We start from the raw sequence: 22661 nt of genomic DNA, 5'->3' as shown, positions 1-22661 counted from the left end.
TTTATTTTATTTCGAAACTAAGCTTGGCTTTGAAACTGTAAATTGTGTAATATTGAACTACGAATTTGAAAGCAGCTATATAAACAACAGGCCAGCTATGCTAACCACAATAGAAAGAAGACAAAAAATCGTTCTGATGACCGAGGAAAATGGCAAAGTAAATGTTAAAGATCTTGCGAAAACTTTTGATATTTCTGAGGTTAGTATTCGCCATGATCTTAACGAACTGGGCAAGCGTGGTCTGGTTGTTCGTTCTCGCGGCGGCGCAATTGCTTGTGATAAATTGGTCAAAGAGTTATCAGTTAAAGATAAGCATAACGAAAATTATGCTGTGAAAGTTCTACTGGCAAAAGCTGTTGCAAATTTAGTTGATGATGGCGATTCACTAATTATTGATTCGGGCACCACAACCGAAGAAGTCGCGAAAGCATTGACCAACAAACAAGACTTAACCGTGATGACAAACGGCCTCAATATCGCACATGTACTGGCTGATATAGAGGATGCCAATGTATTTATGCTGGGTGGGCAATTGCGCAAGAAATCAATGTCTTTTTACTCAAATGAAGTTGAACAAGCACTCAGTAAATATAATTTCAAAAAGGTTATTTTAGGAGTGGATGGCATAGATCCTGAAGCGGGGATCACCACCCATTATGAGCCTGAAGCAATGTTAAACCGAACAATGTGCACACGTGCAGATCAAGTGATTGCTGTAACTGATTCAAGTAAATTTGGTAAACGGGCTTTGTATAATGTATTACCACTAAAATCAATCGATGTGCTAGTAACCGATAAAAACATGCCAGCTGAATTTGTTGAGTCATTGGTTGCTTTGGGGATCGACGTAATCACTGTTTAGAGCTAGTAGCATACTGACAAATTACCTAAACCTTAAGGAGGTTATTATGGCAGGAATAAGTGTTTGGCAATTAGCTATTATTGCCGCAATTGTGGTGCTTTTATTTGGCACAAAAAAACTGTCACGGATCGGTGGTGACTTAGGGACATCAATTAAAGGGTTTAAACGTGCAATGCAAGATAAACCCAAAGACGAAGCCTGATAATCTTTGTCTCAAATAATGTTATTACCCTGCTCTGGGTCGCGAGATTGATCTGCTTGCACACGGATATCATCGGCATCACTGCTAACATCATCAAGGCTATGGTCGTCGAGTGATTTTGCTGTTTTTAGCTCTGCGCTTACATTATTGTTTGGCTGTTCGGTATCGTTTTCGCTATTTAAAATAATTCGCTCGCGAGCATCATCCGGCATGCTTATTTGCTCCGCTAAATAAGTATTGACCAACTCTCGCATCAATTGTGAGGCCACTTTGATAGTACTGTGTTCGTTACTATTTACCCAAAAATAAATGGTTAGATTAAGAGTTGCTGAGCCTAATGAATCAATTAATATTTGGCTTGGCGGATGATTAATAACAGCAGGGTTTTGATTAACCACTTTCATTGCTAATTGTTGGGCATAGCGAATGTCATTATCGTAGCCAATGCCAACATTAAAGTGACCCCGCATTTTTGGGTTTGCGGTGAGATTTTTAATGACGTTTTTATAGACGGTCGCATTGGGAATTTGAATGTGATTGCCATCAAAATCAACCAAGGTGGTGGCGCGAGCCGTAACCTTTTTAACTACTCCTAAACGACCATCTACTTCAATAACATCATCAATACGAAAAGGGCGCTGCACACTAAGTAGCATACTTGAGATAAAGTTTTCGGCAATATCACGAAAAGCAAAGCCTAAAATAAGCCCAACTAAGCCAGTGCCACTCATAATCGCCACGGCAAAGCTGGTGAGCCCTGCAAGACGCAAAAATAAGTACACGCCAAACAAGATAATAATAATGCTAAAAAAGCGCCTAGTCACCACATGCAAAAGTTTGCTTTCGCTCACAAAGCCAAGCGGTTTTATTAATAGATAAGATAAAGGGCGGGCCAACAAGTAACAGATAATGATGGCCGCAATACCAAGTGTCAGTGCAGGTAACATTTGCCATGCAGTATGTAAAAACTGCGTAATTTGAAAGTTTAAGTCTTGCCAAGATAAGCTTTCAGAAACTGTTTGAGATGCTATGGAAATTGATGCTGTTAAAACGTTAGCTAGTTGATTTTCAGTAAGTAAATAATAACTCATTGCACCGCTCCATGGATCTTTAAGTTGCTTCAATAAGTTTAGTTCAATGCAATTCAGGCGCCATAATTACTGGCAAGTTGTTTGCAGCATTGTACTTTTCACAGTCATTCTTTGGGTCACTTATGGCGAATGGTAACCGCGGTTTTCAAGCTCGTTCACCGATGGAAATCCCAATTCGAGGTTGGTGGGATATCAGTAAACGGGTTTATCACAACCTATCACAAGACAATTTATCTTTTGTAGCAGCTGGCGTGGCATTTTATGCTCTTTTAGCTATTTTTCCTGCTCTGGCAGCTATTGTATCCGTATATGCCTATTTTGCTTCTCCCACAGATATCCATGATCAGTTAGATAAGGTGATTGCGATATTACCTGCAAGTAGTCGTGACATCATTTTGCTTCAAGTTAGCGATATCACTCAGCAGTCAAATAAGGTATTGAGTGCAAGTGCCATAGGTACCTTGCTATTAACTATTTGGAGTAGCAGTAAAGGCTGCCAAGCACTTATTACCGCCTGTAATATTACTTATCATCAGCGTAATAAGCGTCAGTTCTTTATGGCATTAGTGGTGCGTTTTTTATTTTCTCTGGGTGCTATTGTAGTTGCGCTGGTGGCATTATTGATCATTGGTATCTTACCGATTGTACTCAACTTAGTTGGTTTAACAGAGCTTATCGACTTAATGATTCAGCTCATTACTTGGCCATTGTTAGCCATTATTTTTAATCTCGCTTTAGCGTTTTTATATCGTTATGCGCCTCATCGAACTCCAGCTAAATGGCGCTGGATCACGCCGGGCTCAATGCTTGCTACGTTAATGTGGATCATCGCATCAATTGGTTTTTCATATTATGTATCTCAATTTGCTAGTTATAACGAAACCTATGGATCGCTAGGTGGTGTGGTGATCATGTTGATGTGGCTTTATATCAGCGCATATATCATCATTTTTGGTGCGGCTATCAATGCTAGTACAGAGCAGCAAACTCTAGTTGATAGCACTATTGGGCCAGAAAAAGCTGTAGGGAAACGCGGCGCGATCGTGGCCGATAGATTGACAATTAAACAACGAGAAAATGAGCAATAAGACGCAGTCGAGTTACTCCTAGACTTAAGGTAACCCCTAGGCCCTAATTGACATTTTTAGAATTGACTTCTATTAAATATTTAATCCTAAAGTTCGATTTTGGTTTTTATGACTCGTACTGTGATTTTACGTATCAGTAGGTCAGAAAGTTAAATCTGCGATCTCTAGCTGTAATCATATTTATAGGTCATGAAATGCAAAAAGAGCTCCAACTTAATATTAAGCGTTTATCTTTACTTAATTTGGTTGCTGTAATTCTAGCTGGGTTAACGGCTTTGTCAGTTTATTTAATGTATGGCAGTTTAAAAACCATAGAGGCTGAAACTAAGGTTAGGTATCAGTCTTATATTTTGGCTGAGCAAGTCAGACAAAGTTCAGATCAATTAAGTTTAATGGCAAGGGCTTATACGGTAACAGGTAATGCTAAATTCTTAGGCTTTTTCAACCAAATTCTAGCTATTCGAAATGGTGAAGCTCCACGTCCAGAAGATTATCACCGCGTTTATTGGGATATGTTAATGCCTCATAACGGTAAGGCTCCATTTCCTGACGGTGAAAAAAAATCACTCCAAGTTATGCTAAATTCCATTGGTATAACAGATGAGGAGATGCAACAAATCCGGCTTGCAGAAAAAGCATCAAATGATTTAACAAAAATTGAGTACGCTGCTTTTCAAACTTTAGCAAATAAACCTGACGAGAATATGGAAAAGGAGCAAATTGACGCGATTCTGAGTTTGTATAGTGATGATTACTTTTTGGCAAAGTCAGAAATAATGAGTCACATTAATAACTTTTTGTTTATGTTAGATTATCGAACCGAACAAAACCTTGATATCGCGACGCGAGATCACTACTTGATGTCGCTTTTCTCTTTTTGCTGCTTTATTACCATTTTAATTGTGCTGTATTTTATCGGCCGTTTGCGCAAATCACTTAATCATTTATATGTATCTTCACTTGAAGCTGAAGTGGCAGAAAAAACATCTTCTTTGACTGAGAAAAACGTGCAGCTTAAAGAATCTATGGATTTAATGGCAAAGACTCAAAAATACTTAATGGAAGCAGAAAAAACAGCAGCACTAGGTCGTCTAGTTGTTGGGGTAGCACATGAAGTCAACACGCCTGTAGGTATATGTATAACAGCTGTCAGTTACCTTGAAGATGAAAATAAAAAGATGGGAAAAGTGCTAGCTGATAAACGCGTTAGTAAAGGCTCACTTGAAAAATATGTACATACTTCAGAAGAAATTAGCTTATTACTTCATTCTAATTTAGATCGATTAGTTGAATTGATAACAAGCTTTAAACAAATTGCCGCTGATCAGCATTGTGATGAATTAAGGGTAATTAACTTGAATCCGCATCTGCATGATATTGTGATGTCGTTTAAGTCAGATTCTAAAAATAAAAATGTTGAGGTGATTTTTAACATACCCGATGATTTAAAAATTCAAAGTTACCCAGGAACATTTAATCACGTTATGACAAACTTGTTTTCAAATGTTTTTTTTCATGCGTTTGATGGGCAGATAGAAGGCGCAAAAATAGAAGTTTCAGCAAGTTTTAAACATAATAATGTTTTTATAAGTGTTAAAGACAATGGCTGCGGCATAAGCGAAGATATTCAAGATAAAATATTTGATCCTTTTTTTACTACTAAGCGTGTCCAAAAAAATACTGGTCTAGGGCTTTATGCTGTTATGAATTTAGTTACGCAAAAATTAAAGGGCTCGATTAGTTTCGAATCTGAAGAACAGACAGGCACCACCTTTTATTTAACTTTGCCAAATCTTCAAACTGAGCATGAAATAACGCAGAGCGATGATATAGAACCTCTTTAGTATTCGCTTTTATAGAACGTTAGATGCTTATTTTACTCATGGTTGTTAGTTAAAATAGCGCCTAAAATCACTTCATACAATTTACGGGAGTAAAGTTATGAAAGTGATTCAACAATTAAATAGCCATGCCACACAAGATGGTGATGGTGTAAACATCAGCCGTATTCCAGGTTTTGATGGCAAGTACTTAGACCCTTTCTTAATGATCGATGAGCTTAAATCCGATGATCATAGTGATTTTATGGGCGGCTTTCCTGCGCACCCTCACCGTGGTATCGAAACCTTTACTTATATTATTAAAGGTGGCTTTGAGCACCAAGATCAAATGGGTAACAAAAAAGCAATTCGTGCTGGCGATGTGCAGTGGATGAGTACCGGTTTTGGTGTGATCCACAGTGAAATGCCATTAGCAGATGCTAAAGAAGGTATGCATGGCTTTCAGATTTGGTTAAATATGCCAAGTGCCGAGAAGCTAAGAGCGCCGCGATATCAAGATACCACTGAAGCGCCAGCACCAACGACTCAAAATGAGCAAGGTGTTGAGCTAAAAGCATTAGCTGGAAGCTGGCAATTTGCAGGTGAAAAGCAGGACTCTAGCCTACAAGATCTCGCCGCTGATGGCATGCTTGCTGATGTGACTTTACCGGCTGGCACGCAGTTTTACCATACACCGCTTACACAAACTAAGGTGATGATCTATATCCATACCGGAGAAATTCATACTGAACAGGGCGGACCAGTTAAAGCAGGTAGCTTATTGATTTTAGAGCCTGGTAGTGACATTGAGTTTAACTCGCAAACGGGTGCAGGGGCGTTAATTCTGGCCGGTGAGCCGCTTAAGCAACCAATCGCTCATATGGGCCCGTTTGTAATGACAACCCAAGCTGAGTTACAACAAGCAGTACGTGACTATCAGCTAGGTAAATTTGGCACACTATAGGAGGTTATTGTGGGATTACTAGTAAATGGCCAATGGCAAGATAAATGGTACGACACCGATAACAATCAAGGTGAGTTCAAACGTGAGGCAGCCCAGTTACGCAACTGGGTTACAGCTGATGGTAGTGCAGGGCAAAACGGTGATGCGGGCTTTAAAGCTGAGAAAGATCGTTACCATCTATATGTCTCTTTAGCTTGCCCGTGGGCTCATCGCACTTTGATTTTTCGCCATTTAAAAGGCCTTGAAGATTATATCAGTGTGTCGGTTGTCAGTCCTGACATGTTAGAGCATGGCTGGACCTTTGATAAAGACAGTCACAGCACCGGTGATGCACTTTTCGATAGCGAATTTATGCATCAAATTTATACGCGTAACAAAGCCGATTATTCAGGTCGTGTTACGGTTCCCGTGCTTTGGGATAAAAAAACGCAGCGTATTGTTAGCAACGAATCTGCTGAAATTATCAGAATGTTTAATAGCGCGTTTAATTCCCTAACAGGTAATGAACGCGACTTTTATCCGCAATCGTTACGTTCTGAAATTGATGAAGTTAATGAGTTTGTTTATCACAACATTAATAATGGGGTGTATCGTGCTGGCTTTGCGACAACGCAAGAAGCTTACACTGAAGCCTTTGATGATCTCTTTGCAGCTCTTGATAAAATTGAGCAACGATTATCAGCTAATCGTTATTTAGTGGGGGACACACTGACTGAGGCCGACTGGCGTTTATTTACCACTTTAATTCGCTTCGACAGTGTTTATGTGGGCCACTTTAAATGTAATTTGCGTACTATTGAGAGCTATCCGGCGATCAGCAACTATTTACGTGAGTTATATCAAGTTGAAGGTGTAAGTAAGACTGTTGATTTTTATCATATAAAACGTCATTACTATTTTAGCCACACCATGATCAACCCAACTCAAGTTGTGCCAAAAGGGCCTGATATAGACTACGCTCGGTCTCATAACCGTGGTTAATAAACCTTGATAACTAACAGTTTAATGACTTGATTGAACTGTTAGTTATAACTATCCATGACCTTGCGGATAGTGTCGATGCCAAACACCACCTTTTGGATAAATGACTCAGAACTTTTCACCAAATTAAAATTAGGGTGCTGAGACCAAACTGCTTGCAGTTTGTCATCAAGCAATATGGCTTGCTGATCAGATTCGTTTCTAACTGGGTTATTAGAATGAATACTTTGCCCAGACTTCGCTGCTGTTTCAAAAAAAATCACTGCATCATATTGATTAAGCTCGGTATGTAGGTTGGTATTCAGACACTCAAAAAACTCATCTTGCTCACCGGGCCAATAGGCAAGCCCATCTAAACTACCACGATCGCAAAGCATTAAACGATCTGGGTGCATGGTTCGCTGAATATGTTCAAGGTGTTTTTGTAAGCTGAAGATAACTTGTTGGTGAGCTTTGATCAGGTGAGTTGCATCACCACGTTCTATACCACCGCTGAACAGCATGGTCGCAGATTCTGGTACAACAACAATTTGATTAGAAAATTCACGTCTTAATAGATCGATGGCTGTTGTTTTACCACCGCCAGGGCCACCAGTTAGTACAATCCTTTTCTTCACCTTACATCCTCACAAATTGCTCGTTTGTGTTTAAGGTAATGAAAATAGGTGGCAAAGAGAAGTAAAAAGCAAACATTACATGATAATGATCACAACAAACGCAGTAACCAGCTGAAGCGGCTGACTTGTTTCAATTTACTGTCCTTGTGGTCTGAGTTATTAAGTGCTTCATAACCCATACCCGCAGTGAAGGCACTGGCAACACCCACTTTACTTACCGCAAAGCGTTTTAAACGGTATTTGAACGCTTGATGGTGTTGACGTTTAAGCTCATCTTGTAAATCCATTTGCTGGCTTAGCTTAGTTACTCTGTGTTGCGGTTTATTAATAAAATAATCAATTAACATCATTCATCCTTACTAATATTCAATAATTGACGAATACTTTTTAGCGTATGATCAAAACCTATTTTACTGCTGACATAACCAATGTTCTTCCAAAGCCATGCAAGACAAAGCAATTGTAATGCAATCAGTGAAATAGCGGCTAACCACAATGATTGGCTAAAGCTGAATATCGCGATACCGACAGTAGCAAGTAAACCAGCCCAAAGTAACACTAAACCACCGGCAAAACAGACAAGTAGTATAATAGTTAAGGCGAGTGAACGTGTTGATAAGCGCCACTCAGCAGCTGCAAGCTTTTTGCAAGTCCCAGTTTGTTTGCGATAGTCAATGTATAGCTGTTTGCCGTAGTCAGATAATTTAGCAAGGTGATCTTGCCACTGATCAGCGTTTAATGGCTGATCAGTGGCATCTTGCGTTTTCTCATCTGTAGATTGAGAAGTTTGCATAACAATTACTTACGACGAATAAGTGCAGTTACTAACATGCCTGCAGCAAATGCAATACCTGCTGTTGCAAGTGGGTTTTCTGATGCAAGTTTACGAGTTTTACCACTGTATTCATTAATTTTAGCGCGTGCTATTGCTTGCTTTTCCGAAAGCGTTTGAGCAGAGCTAGATGCACCCTGACGTACACTATGTTCAGCACTAGCAGCGCGTGTTGATAATGCATCTACTGCGTGGTGAGCTGCCTCTGTCGCTTTTTCTGTGAATGGCGCCTCTACTTGAGCCGCGTTCGAGTTTGCACTGTTACTTGTTGCCGTGCTTGAATTCGATTTTGAAGTTGCGGTAGTCATAATCATTCCTTAAAAATTGCCATTTAATTGGTGATTAATTCATCGCAACCTTCATACCAAAATATAAAATCAATAATTTTCAGCTGTTTATTCTTTTTATTGCGTTCTTGGTTAGTGGTTTTTCGTAACTCTTGCAGGGTGATTAAGTAAAAATTACAGAATAAGATAATTTTGTAATTGTTCATTGGTTATTCATTAACCATTTTTCCCCATTAGATTGCCAATAAAATTGGAAAAAAAATTTTTTTCTATGTTTTCCACTTTTTCCCACGTAATTCAGAGGCTTTGCTTGAGGCCTTATTTTTTCTGGCTTTAGAAGGCACTGAAGATGATCTAGTTACTTGACAAAATAGCTTGTCAAGCCCTAAACTGGAGCACTGTGGTAAAAAGTGGTTTTTAGTGGATCAAATTGGATCAGAGATAGTCAGTTACAATAAATAACCTAATTTAAGGCATGTTATGTTTCGGGGTGCGAGCTCACTGAGTTTGGATGATAAAGGACGTTTTGCGGTACCAACTAAGTACCGAGATGCGATCTTGTCTGAAGATCAGGGAACGGTTATTTGCACTGTTGCTTTAAACGAGCCCTGCTTGTGGTTATACCCGTTAGCCGAGTGGCTTGAAATAGAAGAGCGACTATTAAAAATTTCAAATATGAATCCACGCGCTCGCCGCATGCAACGAATGTTGCTCGGCAATGCCACAGAATATCAATTAGATAAAAATGGCCGAATTTTGCTGGCACCTTCGTTACGAGCCCATGCAGAACTAGGAAAAAAAATTATGTTGGTTGGCTTGATGAACAAGTTCGAAATTTGGGATGAAGATCGTTGGCATGAACAAATGCGCCAAGATACTGAAATAGAACGCCTAGGCGATTTTGAGGCGAATCCTGAGTTCGATAACTTCTCACTCTAACGACACAAAGAAAAAGGCAAATAATAGCTAATGACAGCGCAATTTGAACATGTCTCTGTACTGATGGACGAAACCATAGATGCTTTGGATATTAAACCTGAAGGCATTTACATGGATGGCACATTTGGTCGCGGTGGGCACTCGGGGCAAATTCTTGCGCGTTTAAGTGAACAAGGTCGCTTACAGGCGATTGATCAGGATCCACAAGCTATTAAAGCCGCCGAAAAATTTGCCGATGATGCGCGTTTTTCAATTGCTCACACTCGTTTTTCAAACCTAAAAGCGGTTGCTGAAGATAACGATTTAATCGGTAAAGTTGACGGTATTTTGTTGGATATCGGTGTTTCTTCACCACAGCTTGATGATGCTGAACGCGGTTTTAGTTTTATGAAAGATGGCCCACTTGATATGCGTATGGATCCAACTAGTGGTCGCAGTGCTGCACAATGGCTAGCTGAAGCTGAACTAGAAGATATCACGCATGTGATTAAAACCTATGGCGAAGAAAAATTTGGTCGTCGAATTGCTCATAAGATCATTGAAACACGTGAGCACACTGCAATCACAAGTACTAAGCAGCTTGCTGATTTAGTCGATGAAGCTGTGCCAGTTAAAGATAAGCACAAACACCCAGCTACACGCACATTCCAAGCGATCCGTATTTATATCAATAGTGAGCTCGAAGAAATCCAAACTGCATTGCAAGCCGCTGTTGAGGTTTTAAAACCAGGGGGACGTTTAGTGGTTATTTCGTTCCACTCGTTAGAAGATCGCATTGTTAAGCAGTTTATTAAAAAACAGAGTAAGGGAGAGGCGATACCCAGAGGTCTGCCTTTGACGGACGCACAAATAAACAAAAACCTGACGTTAAAGGCAGTGGGTAAAGCCATTAAGCCGAGTAAGGCGGAGATTGAAGCAAACCCGCGTTCACGTAGTTCAGTGTTAAGGGTTGCGCAGAGGTTGTAATGAAAGCTAAAGCGACACATCGCCAACCAAATTTATTTACAGAAATTTTCAAAGGCCTAGGAGCTAATAAGCTGACCTTGGCCTTGTTGGTTGTGATCCTCGCATCTAGTTTGAGTGTGGTTCAGGTGACGCATCTAGCGCGTCAGCAATTGATTGAACAAGACAAATTATTGCAAGAGCGTGATGAGCTCGATCTTGAGTGGCGTTACTTGCTCGTAGAAGAAGAGTTTTATTCACAGCATGCGCGCATTGAAGAAGTCGCGACTATGCAATTAGAAATGAAACGGCCAACTAGCCAAGACGAACAGGTGGTAATACTGCGATGAGAAGCAGAGGGAAAAAGCCAACAAATACCTTAATCACATGGCGTTTTTTGCTGGTGTGCTCAGTGGTGTTTTTAGTCTTTATGACGCTGGTTGCGCGTGCTGCTTTTTTACAGGTTATTGAACCAGATAAAGCGCGTTCTGAAAGTGATAAACGAACTGTGCGTGTTGAAAAACAACATGTGCAACGTGGCATGATCTTCGATCGCAATGGCAAAGAGTTGGCGGTCAGCGTACCTGTGGTAAGTGTGTATGCGGATCCGAAAGCGCTGCATAAATCACTGATCAGTAAGGTACTGCGTCAAGCTAGAAAAAATGGTGAAGATCAACAAGCACTGGCTGAAAATACGGTTGAGTTAGATAAACGTATTGCCGCTTATTACAATAATGATATTCGCTGGCGTGAACTTGCGGATGTATTACGTATTGACCCAAGTAAAGTTAACTCTCGCCTTCGTGATAATCCAAAGCGTCGTTTTGTCTACTTAAAACGTCAGGTTACCCCTGCTGTTGCTAACTATATTGGTGATCTTCGTTTACCAGGTATCCACTTACTTGATGAGTCAAAACGTTATTACCCTGCCGGTGAAGTAACAGCCCATGTTATTGGATTTACTAACATTGATGGTCATGGTATTGAGGGAATCGAAAAGCTTTATGAAAAGGCGTTAACGGGTGTTGAAGGTCAGCGCACCATTCGTAAAGATGCCCAAGGCCGTGAAGTAGAAGTGCTTGATGAGCGTGAACGTGTTGAGCCTGAAAACATTCATTTAAGTATTGATCAGCGCATTCAAGCGATTGCTTATAAAGCAGTAAAATCAGCAGTTCTAACCTATAAAGCTACTTCGGGTTCAGCCATGGTTGTTGATGTAAAAACCGGCGAAGTATTAGCTATGGTGAATAGCCCATCGTTTAACCCTAATAACTTGAATGATGCCGCACCGCATAAGCGTCGTAACCGTGCTATCACCGATTTGTTTGAGCCAGGCTCTACTGTTAAGCCACTAGCCATTTTAGCTGGTTTAGACTACGGCGCAATTCAACCGGATTCAATTATTGATACTTATCCTGGCTGGATGCGTGTGGGTGGCAGCCTTGTGCAAGATACCCGTAACCATGGTGAGATGACCTTAAGAGAAATCTTAAAGTATTCAAGTAATATGGGTGTAACTAAGGTCAGTCAAGAAGTACCAAAAGACTATTTTGTAGGGCTTTACCAAAAGGTGGGGTTTGGCAGTGATAGTGGTACAGGCATGGTTGGTGAAAGCAGCGGTTTATTTTACCCAAATCGACGCTGGTCAGATCATGAAATTGCTGCATTATCATTTGGTTATAACTTAGCTGTAAGTACCGCTCAAATGGCTCGTTTTTATGCAATGTTAGGCTCTGGTGGCGTTATGCGCCCGCTAACAGTTCTTAAACAAGAGTCAGTGCCAGAGGGTGAACGTATTTTCCAACAAAAAGACGTTGAAGCAGTTGTTCACATGATGGAAAGCGTATTCGAAAAAGGTGGTACTGCACAAAAAGTTCATGTTGATGGCTATCGTGCTGCTGCCAAAACAGGTACCTCTAAGAAAGCCGCTGTGGGCGGGTATGGTGACGAATATGTTGGCTATTTTGCTGGTATTGCGCCAGCGAGTAACCCACGTTTAGCGGTAGTAGTAATGATTAATGAACCGGGTGGAGATGTTTATTACGGCGGTGCGACGGCAGGCCCTGCATTTGCAGAGATTGTCTCCAATGCCTTAAGAATTCTAAACGTTGCACCGGACAAAGATGCGGTTGCGTACGTAGAAGGCAAAGATAACGATGCGTGATTTAAAACCGATTCTTAATCAAATTGATGTTGAGGCCAATAGTTTATTGGTTAACCAACTACGTCTTGATAGTCGAGATGTAAAAGCTGGCGATGTGTTTGTCGCCATTAAAGGCCATCAGCTTGATGGCGGACAGTTTATTGACAAAGCCATTGAAAATGGTGCGGTGGCAGTTATTGCTGACCGTTTATGTGAGTTCGAAAGTGAGTTTGAACCACTTTACTTAGTTACCGATTTAGCGAAAAAGCTGCCAGCACTTGCAGCAGCTTTTTACCAGCAACCATCAAAGCAGCTTGAGTTAGTGGGTGTGACAGGCACCAATGGCAAGTCAACAACCACAGCAATGATTGCGCACTTAGCACAGCACTGTCATAAACGCGCAGCAGTGATTGGTACGCTCGGTTATGGGCACCCTGATAATCTAACTGAGCTTGCAAATACCACGCCATCGAGCGTTGATTTACAGCGTATTTTATCTGAGCTTGTCGCAGAGCAGAATGATGTTGTGGCCATGGAAGTCTCGTCTCATGGTTTAGTGCAGCATCGCGTTGATAATTGTCAGTTTAAAGCAGCAGTATTTACTAATCTTACACGCGATCACTTAGATTATCACGGCACCATGGATGCTTACGCTGATGCCAAGTTAATGTTAATGCGTGACCATATGCCACAGCTTGTGGTGCTTAATCAAGATGATGCGCAAGTTGAAGCATGGTTAGAAAAATACGACTTCAATAATCTAATTTGTTACGGCCATAAAAACCTCACGCCTGAAAATGCGCGTTTTGTTTATTTTAGCGATGTAACTTATGATAACAGCGGTATTTCGGCGAAGTTTGATACCAGCTGGGGGCTAGCCGAAGTTAATTGCACACTGTTTGGCGAGTTTAACTTATATAATTTAGCCGCTGCTATGGCCACTTTATTAGGCATGGGTTACCCACTTGATTTACTCGTTGAAGGGTGTAAGTCATTGCAGCCTGTTGCTGGTCGCATGCAGGCATTTAGTGCACCAGGTCAACCGACTTGTATTGTTGATTATGCCCACACTCCTGATGCATTAGCACTGGCATTACAAGCATTGCAAAAGCACGTTCCAGGTGGCGTTAGCTGTGTGTTTGGCTGTGGTGGTGACAGAGACAAAGGCAAACGCCCGATGATGGCAAAAGCAGCTGAAGGCAATGCAGACCGTATTATTGTCACCAGCGATAACCCAAGAAGTGAAGACCCTGACGAAATTATTGCTGATGTGGTTGCGGGGCTTGAGCAGCCTGGACGCGCACATTGTGAAGCAGACCGAGCGCAGGCTATTAGTTATGCCATTGCGCAAGCGAGTGCTGATGATGTCATCCTTATTGCGGGTAAAGGCCACGAAGATTATCAAATTATTGGCGACCAACGAATCGACTTCTGCGATCGTCAGTATGTACAACAACAATTAAAAGAAAAATCGCAAGGGGCGCAGTTATGATCCCTATGGATTTTGATTGGCTAGCTAAAGTTCTAGCAACCGATTACCAAGGTGGTAATCAAACGGTAAAAAATATTAACACTGACACCCGTACTTTGTGTGACGGTGAAGTGTTTTTAGCGCTACAAGGGCCTAATTTTGATGGCCATAAATTTGTTGCGCAAGCAAAAGAAAAAGGCGCGACAGCTGCTATTGTAGCGCGCCCTGTTAATGTCGATATTGTGCAGTTTGTGGTTAGTGACACACGTATTGCGCTAGGTCACATCGGCGCAGCTGTGATGGCACAGGTTGCACCGAAAACAATTGCTATTACTGGTAGCGTGGGTAAAACGACCGTAAAAGAAATGTGTGCGGCGATTTTATCTGGTCATGGTGAAGTACTCGCAACAAAAGGCAACTTTAATAATGACATTGGCGTACCACTCACGTTATTACGCCTTGAACCACAACACCAATATGCGGTGATTGAGTTAGGTGCAAACCACATTGGTGAAATTGCTTACACCGTTGCAATGACGAAACCTGATGTTGCTGTGGTATGTAATGTTGCAGCTTCTCACTTAGAGGGCTTTGGCTCATTACAAGGTGTAGCAACGGCCAAAGGCGAAATCTATGATGGCTTAAAGCCTGATGGTGTTGCTATCGTCAATTGCGATAGCGATTATGCCGATTTTTGGCTTGAAAAGTTAACTAATCGCAATGTAAAACGTTTTTCTACTAGCCAACAATTAGATTATTGGGCAGAAGATGTGGTGCTTGGTGAACAAGCCCGTGCTTCTTTTGTGCTTTGCAATAAAAATAAAAAAGTACCTGTCACTCTGGCATTACCGGGCAAGCATAATATTGCTAATGCATTAATTGCCACCGCCTTAACCACTGAGCTCGGTGTAAGCCTCGAAAGTGTCGCATCGGCGCTGGCAACCATGGGTGAAGTTAAAGGTCGTGTAAACGTCCTTAAAGTGTCAGACTCATTGACGGTGATTGATGATACCTACAACGCGAATGTGCAATCGGTTAAAGCAGCAATTGATTTATTAAGTGATATGCCGGGGCGTCGTATTTTTGCGTTAGGTGATATGGGCGAGCTGGGTGAAGAAGCGCGTTTTTATCATCAACAAGTCGGTGAATATGCACAGCAAAAAGGCATTGATGAGCTTTACAGCCTAGGCGTATTAAGCAAGTCAGCCAGTGATGTATTTGAAAAGCCAAACCGCCACTTCTCAAGCCGTGAACAATTATTACAACAATTACAAAGCGAACTAGCTCAATCGACGCAAAAAACCACAGTTGTTGTAAAAGGCTCGCGCAGTTCTCGTATGGAGCTTGTGGTCACAGATTTAGTAAATAGCCAGCAAAATGGCAATAATGGAGTATCGTCATGTTAGTTTGGCTGGCAGAGTATTTAACACAGTATTACAGTGGTTTTAATGTTTTTTCTTACCTAACGCTGCGCGCAATTTTAGGTATTTTAACAGCGCTACTTATCTCACTTTATTTTGGTCCTAAGCTAATTCGTGCATTGCAAAAAATGCAGATTGGTCAGGTGGTTCGTCACGATGGTCCAGAATCTCACCTATCTAAAAAAGGTACGCCAACTATGGGCGGTATTTTGATTTTAGGGGCGATTTTTACCAGCACATTACTGTGGGCAGACCTTTCAAATAAATATGTTTGGGCAACCTTATTTGTCGTGGGCTCGTTAGGTGTGGTTGGTTTTATTGATGACTACCGTAAAGTGATCCGCAAAGACCCTAAAGGCTTAATTGCTAAATGGAAATACTTTTGGCAATCAGTGATTGCGTTAGTGGTTGCCAGTGCACTTTATTTTACCTCGCAGCAAGGCAGCGAAACCTCGTTAGTTGTGCCGTTTTTTAAAGACGTGCTACCACAGCTAGGGTTGTTTTATATCGTGATGACTTACTTTGTAATTGTAGGTACGTCGAACGCGGTAAACCTAACAGATGGCCTTGATGGTTTAGCGATTGTACCAACCATTTTAGTGGCGGCAGCACTTGCTATTATTGCTTATTTAACAGGTAACGTTAATTTCTCAAGCTACCTACATATTCCGCATTTGCCACTCGCCAGTGAGCTTGTGGTTGTGTGTACAGCAATTGTGGGAGCTGGACTTGGTTTCTTATGGTTTAACACCTACCCAGCACAGGTTTTTATGGGTGATGTAGGCTCATTAGCCCTCGGTGGTGCACTGGGTATTATTGCGGTGCTGGTTCGCCAAGAACTAGTACTTATCATCATGGGTGGTGTGTTCGTAATGGAAGCATTGTCGGTGATTTTACAAGTAGGCTCTTACAAATTACGTGGTCAACGTATTTTTAGAATGGCGCCTATTCACCACCATTATGAATTAAAAGGTTGGCCTGAGCCGCGCGTAATTGTGCGCTTTTGGATTATTTCAATCGTGCTAGTGCTTGCTGGCCTTGCGACATTAAAGATCAGGTAAATGACAGTTATTAACGAGATTAAAAATAAACAAATTTCAGTGCTCGGACTCGGTGTAACCGGTCTGGGCATTGTGCGTTTTTTATTATCTCAGAATATTAAGCCAATTGTTGTTGATAGCCGCACAGCGCCGCCGGGTGCTGATTGGCTAAATGAGCATGCCAGTGAGTTAACGACTCACTTTGGTGATTTAGAACAGGCAGACTTAGCCAGCAATGACATTATTATTATCAGCCCAGGTTTAAGCCTCGCGACACCCGCTGTAGCAAAAGCGATTGATGCTGGTGTTGAAGTGATTGGTGACGTGGAGCTTTTTGCCCGTTTAACCGATAAACCAATTGTTGCGGTGACAGGTTCAAATGGTAAGTCGACAGTGGTCACATTGGCGTTTGAAGTACTGAAAGCGGCCGGTTATAAAGTTGGCCTTGGTGGCAACATTGGTACTGCGGTACTTGATTTACTATCGCAAGACTATGATGTGTATGTACTTGAACTGTCGAGTTTTCAACTTGATACCACGCATAGCTTAAAAGCGAAAAGTGCCTGTGTGTTGAATGTGAGTGAAGACCACCTCGATCGTTATTCAAGTTATCAAGCATACATAGACTCTAAACAAAGTATTTATAATGGCTCAGAGCTTGCTGTAGTTAATGCCATTGATGTGGCAACACACACTGCAAAGCAACCCCAAGTAAGCTTTGCGCTCGCCAATGCAGATTTTGCCTTGGTTGAACATCAAGGCGAACAATACTTTGCAGCACACGGTAAACCAGTATTACCAGCAAGCTGCTTAAATGTTGTTGGTTCACACAATCAACAAAACGCTTTAGCGGTGATGGCATTACTGAGCCCGTTTGATATTGCTAAAGGGCATTACCAGCAAGCGTTTAGTGCTTTTACTGGGCTTGCACACCGTTGCCAGTTTGTCGCTGAAATTAATGAAGTAAAATACTTTAACGATTCAAAAGCGACCAATGTAGGTGCAACTATCGCAGCGATTGAAAGCTTAGCTGATCAAGCAAAGCAATTGGTTGTGATTGCCGGTGGTGATGCAAAGGGGGCTGATTTAGATGCCTTAAAACCATACTTAAACAACAAAGTGAAAGCGCTTATTTGTTTTGGTAAGGATGCTAAAGCTCTCGTAGCATTAACCGAAAAAGGCCACCTAACCACCAACATGCATGAAGCTGTGCAACTAGCAAAACAGTTAAGCAGCAGTGGCGATATCGTTTTATTAGCACCTGCATGTGCCAGCATTGATATGTACAACAATTACATGCAACGTGGTGATGATTTTGCGCAGTGCGTATTGGCGGAGGCAGTATGATTGCATTTGCTGACATCCGTGACGCATTAACACCAAAGCAATCGCCACAGCTTTATGATGTGCCGTTATTGTATTGCATGTTGATGTTGATTGGCGTTGGCTTTGTGATGGTAACCAGTGCCTCTATGCCAACAGCAGAGCGATTATTTGATAATCCGTATCACATTATTATTCGCCACGGCATGTTCTTAATTATGGGCTTTTTCTTATTTTGGATTGCCACAAACGTGCCTATGGATTGGTGGAAGCGCAGTAACGCCTATTTATTGTTGCTGGGTTTAGGTTTGCTGGTTTTAGTGCTGATTGTTGGCCGTGAAGTGAACGGTGCAAAGCGTTGGATACCTATTGGCCCAGTTGGCTTTCAGGTCGCTGAAGCCGCCAAGTTGTATTTCTTTAGCTATATTGCCGGTTACTTGGTACGTAAACGTGAAGAAGTACAAGAGAACTTAAAAGGTTTTTTCAAGCCATTAGCTGTATTTGGTGTGTATGCATTTTTGATTTTGATGCAACCAGATTTAGGGACCGTAGTTGTACTGTTTGTGACGACAGTTGGTTTGTTGTTTTTAGCGGGGGCTAAGTTATGGCAGTTTTTTGGCCTTATTTTAACGGGTATTGCTGCCGTAGTAGTGCTAATTATCGCTGAACCATACCGTATGGCTCGTGTCACTGGCTTTTTAGAGCCGTGGGAAGATCCATTCGGTAAAGGTTATCAGTTAGTGCAATCGCTAATGGCATACAGTCAAGGTGGTTGGTTTGGTCAAGGCTTAGGAAATAGCGTGCAAAAACTTCAATATCTTCCTGAAGCACATAATGACTTTATCTTTGCAGTGATTGGTGAAGAGCTTGGCTTTTTTGGCGTATTAAGTATTTTGATTGTGCTTGCTGTGTTTGTATTCAGAGCCCTGTTAATTGGTCAAAAAGCATTGAAATGCGGCAAAGAGTACGAAGGCTATTTTGCTTTTGCTATTGGTATCTGGTTTGCGTTTCAAACCATGGTAAATGTTGGCGCAAGTGCGGGTATTTTGCCAACCAAAGGTTTAACACTGCCGTTTGTTTCTTACGGTGGCTCTAGTTTATTAATTATGACCATAGCAACAGGTGTACTTTTGCGAATAGATTTTGAGACAAAAATGGCAACTAAGCAGGCAACCTCTCGAGGAGGTAAGCGATGAGTAAAAAATTACTTGTTGTTGCAGGCGGTACTGGTGGTCATATTTTCCCGGGTATTGCAGTTGCTGATTTTTTAAAGCAGCAAGGCTGGCAGGTTAGCTGGATTGGCACGCCTGACAGAATGGAAGCAACGGTAGTACCTAAGCACAACATTGAGATTGATTTTATCAATGTGAAAGGTGTGCGTGGCAATGGTATTAAACGTTTGGTCAAGGCACCATTTATGGTGATGAATGCCATTTTTCAAGCACGCAAAATTTTAAAAGCACAAAAGCCCGATGTTGTTTTAGCTATGGGTGGTTATGTGACTGGACCTACGGGCATAGCAGCAAAGAGCTTAGGTATTCCTTTGGTTATTCATGAGCAAAATGCTGTTGCAGGCATGAGTAATCGTTGGCTAGCAAAGTTTGCCAATAAAGTTTTAGCTGCTTTTCCATCGGCTTTTGCAAAAGAACAATGTGAAGTAGTCGGTAACCCAGTCAGAGCAAGTGTCGCTAATGTCACTGTAAAGCAAACAGCGACACCGATTAATGTGCTAGTAGTTGGCGGTTCACTCGGTGCGCAAGTTCTTAATGATACTTTACCAGCTGTATTCAGTGAACTTTCAGCGCTAACAACGCTTAATATATGGCACCAAACAGGTAAAAATAATGAACCGAATGTGACTGCCAGCTATCAACAGTTAGGGTTAACTGAAAATAGTAAAGTCGCTGAATTCATTGATGATATGGATAGCGCATATCAATGGGCTGATTTGGTAATTTGCCGTGCTGGTGCGTTAACGGTGAGTGAGATAGCTGCAGCCGGAAGAATGGCCTTATTTGTGCCTTTTCCACATGCTGTCGATGACCATCAAACTGCCAATGCAAAGTATTTAGTGACTGAGCAAGCTGCATTGATTATGCAGCAAAGTGAGTTTAACCAAGCGACGGTTGTTGAGTTATTAACGCCTTACTTAAATGCACCAGAAAAAATTTCAACAATGGCAAGTAAAGCAAAACAGCTTGCTATTTTAGATGCCACAGCCAATGTTGCAAAACGCTGTGAGCAACTAGCAGATAGAAGAGATTAGTAGTGAAAGAAAGCACGATGAAAGAAAACAACACTCGTCCTGCGATGCGTCGTATCGACACCATCCACTTTGTGGGTATTGGTGGTGCAGGCATGGGTGGTATTGCCGAAGTACTTGCTTTTGAAGGCTACCGCATCACAGGTTCAGACATTGCGCACAGTGCGATGACTGAGCGCTTAATACAAGTGGGTGCAGAAGTATTTATTGGTCATGATGAAAACAATGTAAAAGATGCCAGCGTTGTCGTGGTATCAAGTGCGATTAACGAGCAAAACCCTGAGATTAAAGCAGCAAAAGCGGCACGTATTCCAATTGTTCGCCGCGCCGAAATGTTGGCAGAATTAATGCGCTTTCGTCACGGTATTGCTGTAGCGGGCACTCATGGTAAAACAACAACAACCAGTTTAATAGCAAGTATTTATGCACAAGCGGGCCTTGATCCAACCTTTATTATTGGTGGCTTGTTAAACAGCGCTGGAAGTAATGCCAAGGTCGGTAAAAGCGACTTTTTAATTGCAGAAGCTGATGAGAGTGATGCGTCATTCTTACACTTACAGCCTATGGTGTCGGTGATCACGAATATTGAAGAAGATCACATGGATACATACGGCGGTAGCTTAGAAAAAATGAAAGACACGTATGTTGATTTCATTCATAACTTACCGTTTTATGGTTTAGCTGTTGTGTGTATTGATTCTGAGGTTGCAGCGGAGTTGATCCCTCGCTTTGGACGCCCTGTGATTACCTATGGTGAGTCGGCAGAAGCTGATTACCGCATGGTTGATTTTAGCCAAACAGCGAATACTTGTTCATTTAATGTTGTAAATAAGCAAGGTGAAAGCCTAGCCGTTACGCTTAATATGCCGGGTAAGCACAATGCGCTTAACGCGACAGCTGCGATTGCGGTGGCTAAAGATCAAAACATAGCTAACCATGCAATTTTAGAAGCGCTGACAAAATTTGAGGGCGTAGGCCGTCGTTTTCAGCATTATGGAAGCTTTGAGAATGAACGCGGTAATGTGATGTTAGTTGATGATTATGGTCATCACCCATCAGAAGTTGCAGCAACAATTGCGGCGGTTCGTGAAGGGTGGCCAGATAAACGTTTAGTGATGATTTATCAGCCGCACCGTTATAGTCGAACCCGTGATTTATACGAAGACTTTGTCAAAGTACTGGCTGATGTTGATCAGTTATTACTCCTTGATGTGTACTCAGCGGGTGAAGAGCCAATCGTGGGAGCCGACAGCAAGAGTTTATGTCGCAGTTTACGCCAACGTGGCAAAGAGCCATTACATGTTGCTAGTAACTCTGAGCTTGCCGGTGTCCTAGCGAATACACTGCAAGATAATGATTTAGTTTTAACACAAGGCGCTGGTAACATAGGCCAGTTAGTGAAAAAGTTAGCAGCAACCGAGTTGTCTATTGAACAACTAAAGCAGGTAAACGTATGAGCCAGTTAAGTGACAAATTTGGCAAAGTAGCGGTACTTTTTGGTGGCACATCTGCCGAACGAGAAGTCTCTCTTAAATCAGGCCAAGCTGTATTGAATGCTTTGCAAAGTGCTGGCGTTGATGCCATTGCTTTTGATCCGAAAGATCAGCCGCTATGGCAATTAAAAGAGCTAAACATTGAACGTGTGTTTATTGCTCTGCATGGTCGTGGTGGCGAAGATGGCACTATTCAAGGTGCACTTGAATTTATGGGTATCCCATATACTGGCAGTGACGTTTTAGGTTCTGCGCTTGCGATGGATAAAGTGCGTTGTAAGCACTTATTTAAAGCAATGGGGCTAAGCACAGCGCCTTACACTGTTGTTGATAGTCGCCATGAGTTTGATAGCCAAGCGATTATTAATGAATTTGGTAAAGTGATGGTAAAACCCTCACATGAAGGTTCAAGCATTGGTATGGCAGAAGCAAACAGCGCAGAGCAACTCGATGCGGCGCTTAACGCTGCATTTAAGTTTGATAGCCAAGTGCTTGTTGAGCAATGGATCACTGGCCGTGAATTTACTGTTGCTGTACTTGGGCAAGATGTCCAGCCTGTCATTGAGATGACGACGCCAAATGGCTTTTATGACTATCAAGCTAAGTATCAATCGAATACAACTCAGTATCATTGCCCTGCAGATATATCTGCGCAAGAAACTGAATTGTTGCAAGATATGGCATTAAAAGCATTTGATTTAGTGGGTGCAAGTGGTTGGGGGCGTGTTGATGCGATGCGTGATCAGCAAGGTAACTTTTACTTATTAGAAGTAAATACGGTACCAGGCATGACAGAGAAGTCTTTAGTGCCCATGGCTGCAAAAGCGAATGGTGCAAGCTTTGAGCAATTAGTTGTTCGCATTTTGGAGCAAACCCTTTAAT

General features: G+C 41.8%; 23 protein-coding genes. 18 read left to right on the top strand and 5 right to left on the bottom strand.

What is annotated here, in order from left to right:
- Positions 1–97: 97 nt before the first annotated feature.
- Together agaR and tatA are read left to right on the top strand one after the other, a co-directional pair.
- A complete protein-coding gene (gene agaR / locus AOG27_RS09325) occupies positions 98–862 on the top strand; it encodes a transcriptional repressor AgaR (protein WP_054552887.1) in 765 nt (254 codons plus the stop codon).
- A gap of 46 nt (positions 863–908) precedes the next feature.
- On the top strand, positions 909–1064 hold the full coding sequence (gene tatA / locus AOG27_RS21215; protein WP_082389242.1) for a twin-arginine translocase TatA/TatE family subunit: 156 nt from the start codon (positions 909–911) through the stop codon (positions 1062–1064).
- A gap of 11 nt (positions 1065–1075) precedes the next feature.
- Here the strand turns inward: tatA and AOG27_RS09320 are convergent, their stop codons facing one another.
- Positions 1076–2155, bottom strand: coding sequence for a mechanosensitive ion channel family protein (locus tag AOG27_RS09320; RefSeq protein WP_054552748.1), 1080 nt, complete (start codon positions 2153–2155; stop codon positions 1076–1078).
- Between the two features lie 122 nt (positions 2156–2277).
- Here AOG27_RS09320 and AOG27_RS09315 point away from each other — a divergent pair, with 122 nt between their 5' ends.
- The 4 genes from AOG27_RS09315 to AOG27_RS09300 all read left to right on the top strand — a co-directional run bounded on the left by AOG27_RS09315 (position 2278) and on the right by AOG27_RS09300 (position 7008).
- The gene (locus AOG27_RS09315; RefSeq protein WP_054552747.1) at positions 2278–3243 is read left to right on the top strand and encodes a YihY/virulence factor BrkB family protein; all 966 of its coding nucleotides are present in this window, start codon (positions 2278–2280) and stop codon (positions 3241–3243) included.
- 194 nt (positions 3244–3437) lie between these two features.
- Positions 3438–5087 (top strand): sensor histidine kinase, encoded by a 1650-nt coding sequence (locus AOG27_RS21910; RefSeq protein ID WP_054552746.1) that lies wholly within the window; start codon positions 3438–3440, stop codon positions 5085–5087.
- 97 nt (positions 5088–5184) lie between these two features.
- Complete coding sequence (locus AOG27_RS09305; RefSeq protein ID WP_054552745.1) at positions 5185–6027, top strand: pirin family protein; 843 nt, start codon at positions 5185–5187, stop codon at positions 6025–6027.
- A 9-nt stretch (positions 6028–6036) separates the two neighbouring features.
- Positions 6037–7008 (top strand): glutathione S-transferase family protein, encoded by a 972-nt coding sequence (locus tag AOG27_RS09300; protein ID WP_054552744.1) that lies wholly within the window; start codon positions 6037–6039, stop codon positions 7006–7008.
- 41 nt (positions 7009–7049) lie between these two features.
- Here AOG27_RS09300 and AOG27_RS09295 read toward each other — a convergent pair whose 3' ends face one another.
- The 4 genes from AOG27_RS09295 to AOG27_RS09280 all read right to left on the bottom strand — a co-directional run bounded on the left by AOG27_RS09295 (position 7050) and on the right by AOG27_RS09280 (position 8765).
- Complete coding sequence (locus tag AOG27_RS09295) at positions 7050–7625, bottom strand: AAA family ATPase (RefSeq protein WP_054552743.1); 576 nt, start codon at positions 7623–7625, stop codon at positions 7050–7052.
- 89 nt (positions 7626–7714) lie between these two features.
- Positions 7715–7972: a hypothetical protein gene (locus AOG27_RS09290; RefSeq protein WP_054552742.1), complete on the bottom strand. Its 258-nt coding sequence runs from the start codon at positions 7970–7972 to the stop codon at positions 7715–7717.
- Positions 7972–8418, bottom strand: a complete 447-nt coding sequence (locus AOG27_RS09285) for a hypothetical protein (protein WP_054552741.1) — start codon at positions 8416–8418, stop codon at positions 7972–7974. Before AOG27_RS09285 ends, AOG27_RS09290 begins: the two co-directional genes overlap by 1 nt.
- A 5-nt stretch (positions 8419–8423) precedes the next feature.
- Positions 8424–8765 carry a hypothetical protein gene (locus AOG27_RS09280; RefSeq protein ID WP_054552740.1) on the bottom strand — a complete coding sequence of 114 codons (342 nt, stop codon included), beginning with the start codon at positions 8763–8765 and terminating at the stop codon, positions 8424–8426.
- Between the two features lie 459 nt (positions 8766–9224).
- On the opposite strand from AOG27_RS09280, the gene mraZ reads away from it, so the two are divergent.
- From mraZ to AOG27_RS09220, 12 genes are read left to right on the top strand one after another with little or no spacing between them, the layout of a single operon-like run.
- Entirely contained in the window at positions 9225–9683 is a 459-nt protein-coding gene (mraZ, locus tag AOG27_RS09275; protein WP_054552739.1) for a division/cell wall cluster transcriptional repressor MraZ, read from the top strand.
- 30 nt (positions 9684–9713) lie between these two features.
- Complete coding sequence (rsmH, locus tag AOG27_RS09270) at positions 9714–10649, top strand: 16S rRNA (cytosine(1402)-N(4))-methyltransferase RsmH (protein ID WP_054552738.1); 936 nt, start codon at positions 9714–9716, stop codon at positions 10647–10649.
- Positions 10649–10975, top strand: coding sequence for a cell division protein FtsL (ftsL, locus tag AOG27_RS09265; RefSeq protein ID WP_054552737.1), 327 nt, complete (start codon positions 10649–10651; stop codon positions 10973–10975). The genes rsmH and ftsL overlap by 1 nt, the downstream gene beginning before the upstream one ends.
- Positions 10972–12789, top strand: coding sequence for a penicillin-binding transpeptidase domain-containing protein (locus AOG27_RS09260; RefSeq protein WP_054552736.1), 1818 nt, complete (start codon positions 10972–10974; stop codon positions 12787–12789). The genes ftsL and AOG27_RS09260 overlap by 4 nt, the downstream gene beginning before the upstream one ends.
- Complete coding sequence (gene murE / locus AOG27_RS09255) at positions 12782–14260, top strand: UDP-N-acetylmuramoyl-L-alanyl-D-glutamate--2,6-diaminopimelate ligase (protein ID WP_054552735.1); 1479 nt, start codon at positions 12782–12784, stop codon at positions 14258–14260. Before AOG27_RS09260 ends, murE begins: the two co-directional genes overlap by 8 nt.
- The gene (locus AOG27_RS09250; RefSeq protein WP_054552734.1) at positions 14257–15645 is read left to right on the top strand and encodes a UDP-N-acetylmuramoyl-tripeptide--D-alanyl-D-alanine ligase; all 1389 of its coding nucleotides are present in this window, start codon (positions 14257–14259) and stop codon (positions 15643–15645) included. The genes murE and AOG27_RS09250 overlap by 4 nt, the downstream gene beginning before the upstream one ends.
- Positions 15639–16721, top strand: coding sequence for a phospho-N-acetylmuramoyl-pentapeptide-transferase (mraY, locus tag AOG27_RS09245; protein WP_054552733.1), 1083 nt, complete (start codon positions 15639–15641; stop codon positions 16719–16721). The genes AOG27_RS09250 and mraY overlap by 7 nt, the downstream gene beginning before the upstream one ends.
- Complete coding sequence (murD, locus tag AOG27_RS09240; RefSeq protein WP_054552732.1) at positions 16722–18047, top strand: UDP-N-acetylmuramoyl-L-alanine--D-glutamate ligase; 1326 nt, start codon at positions 16722–16724, stop codon at positions 18045–18047. It begins immediately after the preceding gene.
- Positions 18044–19219, top strand: a complete 1176-nt coding sequence (gene ftsW / locus AOG27_RS09235; RefSeq protein WP_054552731.1) for a cell division protein FtsW — start codon at positions 18044–18046, stop codon at positions 19217–19219. Before murD ends, ftsW begins: the two co-directional genes overlap by 4 nt.
- Entirely contained in the window at positions 19216–20289 is a 1074-nt protein-coding gene (murG, locus tag AOG27_RS09230) for an undecaprenyldiphospho-muramoylpentapeptide beta-N-acetylglucosaminyltransferase (protein ID WP_054552730.1), read from the top strand. Before ftsW ends, murG begins: the two co-directional genes overlap by 4 nt.
- A gap of 17 nt (positions 20290–20306) precedes the next feature.
- Positions 20307–21743 (top strand): UDP-N-acetylmuramate--L-alanine ligase, encoded by a 1437-nt coding sequence (gene murC, locus AOG27_RS09225; protein WP_419177727.1) that lies wholly within the window; start codon positions 20307–20309, stop codon positions 21741–21743.
- Positions 21740–22660 carry a D-alanine--D-alanine ligase gene (locus tag AOG27_RS09220; protein WP_054552728.1) on the top strand — a complete coding sequence of 307 codons (921 nt, stop codon included), beginning with the start codon at positions 21740–21742 and terminating at the stop codon, positions 22658–22660. Before murC ends, AOG27_RS09220 begins: the two co-directional genes overlap by 4 nt.
- Position 22661 lies beyond the last annotated feature (1 nt).

The sequence above is a fragment of the Pseudoalteromonas lipolytica genome (genome assembly GCF_001306915.1).
GTDB lineage: Bacteria > Pseudomonadota > Gammaproteobacteria > Enterobacterales > Alteromonadaceae > Pseudoalteromonas > Pseudoalteromonas simplex.
This window is presented reverse-complemented; position numbering and strand designations above follow the sequence as displayed.

What these genes read in the sequence shown, in the direction of transcription:
- agaR (WP_054552887.1), top strand. Translation starts at nt 98, where the DNA reads ATGCTAACCACAATAGAAAGAAGACAAAAAATCGTTCTGATGACCGAG.
- tatA (WP_082389242.1), top strand. Translation starts at nt 909, where the DNA reads ATGGCAGGAATAAGTGTTTGGCAATTAGCTATTATTGCCGCAATTGTG.
- AOG27_RS09320 (WP_054552748.1), bottom strand. Translation starts at nt 2,155, where the DNA reads ATGAGTTATTATTTACTTACTGAAAATCAACTAGCTAACGTTTTAACA.
- AOG27_RS09315 (WP_054552747.1), top strand. Translation starts at nt 2,278, where the DNA reads ATGGCGAATGGTAACCGCGGTTTTCAAGCTCGTTCACCGATGGAAATC.
- AOG27_RS21910 (WP_054552746.1), top strand. Translation starts at nt 3,438, where the DNA reads ATGCAAAAAGAGCTCCAACTTAATATTAAGCGTTTATCTTTACTTAAT.
- AOG27_RS09305 (WP_054552745.1), top strand. Translation starts at nt 5,185, where the DNA reads ATGAAAGTGATTCAACAATTAAATAGCCATGCCACACAAGATGGTGAT.
- AOG27_RS09290 (WP_054552742.1), bottom strand. Translation starts at nt 7,972, where the DNA reads ATGTTAATTGATTATTTTATTAATAAACCGCAACACAGAGTAACTAAG.
- AOG27_RS09285 (WP_054552741.1), bottom strand. Translation starts at nt 8,418, where the DNA reads ATGCAAACTTCTCAATCTACAGATGAGAAAACGCAAGATGCCACTGAT.
- AOG27_RS09280 (WP_054552740.1), bottom strand. Translation starts at nt 8,765, where the DNA reads ATGACTACCGCAACTTCAAAATCGAATTCAAGCACGGCAACAAGTAAC.
- mraZ (WP_054552739.1), top strand. Translation starts at nt 9,225, where the DNA reads ATGTTTCGGGGTGCGAGCTCACTGAGTTTGGATGATAAAGGACGTTTT.
- rsmH (WP_054552738.1), top strand. Translation starts at nt 9,714, where the DNA reads ATGACAGCGCAATTTGAACATGTCTCTGTACTGATGGACGAAACCATA.
- ftsL (WP_054552737.1), top strand. Translation starts at nt 10,649, where the DNA reads ATGAAAGCTAAAGCGACACATCGCCAACCAAATTTATTTACAGAAATT.
- AOG27_RS09260 (WP_054552736.1), top strand. Translation starts at nt 10,972, where the DNA reads ATGAGAAGCAGAGGGAAAAAGCCAACAAATACCTTAATCACATGGCGT.
- murE (WP_054552735.1), top strand. Translation starts at nt 12,782, where the DNA reads ATGCGTGATTTAAAACCGATTCTTAATCAAATTGATGTTGAGGCCAAT.
- AOG27_RS09250 (WP_054552734.1), top strand. Translation starts at nt 14,257, where the DNA reads ATGATCCCTATGGATTTTGATTGGCTAGCTAAAGTTCTAGCAACCGAT.
- mraY (WP_054552733.1), top strand. Translation starts at nt 15,639, where the DNA reads ATGTTAGTTTGGCTGGCAGAGTATTTAACACAGTATTACAGTGGTTTT.
- murD (WP_054552732.1), top strand. Translation starts at nt 16,722, where the DNA reads ATGACAGTTATTAACGAGATTAAAAATAAACAAATTTCAGTGCTCGGA.
- ftsW (WP_054552731.1), top strand. Translation starts at nt 18,044, where the DNA reads ATGATTGCATTTGCTGACATCCGTGACGCATTAACACCAAAGCAATCG.
- murG (WP_054552730.1), top strand. Translation starts at nt 19,216, where the DNA reads ATGAGTAAAAAATTACTTGTTGTTGCAGGCGGTACTGGTGGTCATATT.
- murC (WP_419177727.1), top strand. Translation starts at nt 20,307, where the DNA reads ATGAAAGAAAACAACACTCGTCCTGCGATGCGTCGTATCGACACCATC.
- AOG27_RS09220 (WP_054552728.1), top strand. Translation starts at nt 21,740, where the DNA reads ATGAGCCAGTTAAGTGACAAATTTGGCAAAGTAGCGGTACTTTTTGGT.